Genomic DNA, 1,541 nt, shown 5'->3' with positions numbered 1-1,541 from the left:
ATGTGTATAAGAAACAGAATCTAATTAGCGCTTAGTATTAGGCTTTAGTTAGCAAACATTTAAGCATCAAAGCAATGAAATGTAAGACTTTGATGGCAAAACACCGAGTAAAACGTTGATAACGATTTTGCTGATATAGCTCAGTTGGTAGAGCGCACCCTTGGTAAGGGTGAGGTCGGCAGTTCAAATCTGCCTATCAGCACCATCCTCTCCAAGGTAACTTCAAGCCGTTTGATATATACTCAACAAACCTGATTGTTGGTTGTGTGGTCGTAATGCCACCGAAATACCGTGCTTAGAGGGACTGTCATGTCTAAAGAAAAATTTGAACGTACGAAAACGCACGTTAACGTTGGTACTATTGGCCACGTTGACCATGGTAAAACTACACTGACTGCAGCTATCTGTACTGTACTTGCAAAAGTATACGGCGGTGCTGCGCGTGATTTCGCGTCAATCGATAATGCGCCAGAAGAGCGTGATCGTGGTATCACCATCGCAACGTCTCACGTTGAGTACGATACGCCAAACCGTCACTACGCACACGTTGACTGCCCRGGACACGCTGACTATGTGAAAAACATGATCACCGGTGCGGCGCAAATGGACGGTGGTATCCTGGTTGTTGCGGCAACTGATGGCCCAATGCCACAGACCCGTGAGCACATCCTACTAGGTCGTCAGGTTGGTATTCCAAACATCATCGTGTTCATGAACAAATGTGACATGGTTGATGACGAAGAGCTGCTTGAGCTGNGGACACGCTGACTATGTGAAAAACATGATCACCGGTGCGGCGCAAATGGACGGTGGTATCCTGGTTGTTGCGGCAACTGATGGCCCAATGCCACAGACCCGTGAGCACATCCTACTAGGTCGTCAGGTTGGTATTCCAAACATCATCGTGTTCATGAACAAATGTGACATGGTTGATGACGAAGAGCTGCTTGAGCTGGTTGAAATGGAAGTYCGTGAGCTACTTTCAGAGTATGACTTCCCAGGTGACGACTGCCCAGTAATTCAAGGTTCTGCACTGGGTGCATTGAACGGTGAAGAGCAGTGGGAGCAGAAGATTGTTGAACTTGCTGAAGCCCTGGATTCTTACATCCCAGAGCCAGAGCGTGCGATCGACAAGCCGTTCATCCTACCAATCGAAGACGTATTCTCAATCCAAGGCCGTGGTACTGTTGTAACTGGTCGTGTTGAGCAAGGCATCATCACCGTGGGTGACGACGTTGAAATCGTAGGCATGAAAGACACCACCAAGACCACTTGTACTGGTGTTGAAATGTTCCGTAAGCTTCTAGACGAAGGCCGTGCGGGTGAGAACGTTGGTGTTCTTTTGCGTGGTACTAAGCGTGACGAAGTTGAGCGTGGTCAAGTACTGGCGAAGCCTGGTTCAATCACTCCGCACACCAAGTTCGAATCAGAAGTATACGTACTAGGTAAAGACGAAGGCGGCCGTCATACGCCGTTCTTCAAAGGTTATCGTCCACAGTTCTACTTCCGTACAACTGACGTGACCGGTACTATCGAACTGC

1 tRNA gene and 2 pseudogenes are annotated in these 1,541 nt (G+C 48.2%); all 3 read left to right on the top strand.

Annotation, left to right across the window (positions count from 1 at the left end):
- Positions 1-129 precede the first annotated feature (129 nt).
- Positions 130-205 (top strand) — tRNA-Thr (locus tag BZG81_RS15440).
- Positions 206-309: 104 nt separating this feature from the next.
- Positions 310-744, top strand: a pseudogene (locus BZG81_RS15435) (GTP-binding protein); the annotation flags it as partial.
- Positions 745-757: 13 nt separating this feature from the next.
- Positions 758-1,541, top strand: a pseudogene (locus tag BZG81_RS15430) (elongation factor Tu); the annotation flags it as partial.

It is taken from the genome of Salinivibrio sp. MA607 (assembly GCF_001996245.1).
In the GTDB taxonomy this organism is placed as follows: domain Bacteria; phylum Pseudomonadota; class Gammaproteobacteria; order Enterobacterales; family Vibrionaceae; genus Salinivibrio; species Salinivibrio costicola.
The sequence above is the reverse complement of the archived record's forward strand: the minus strand, read 5'-3'. Positions and strand labels throughout refer to the sequence as shown.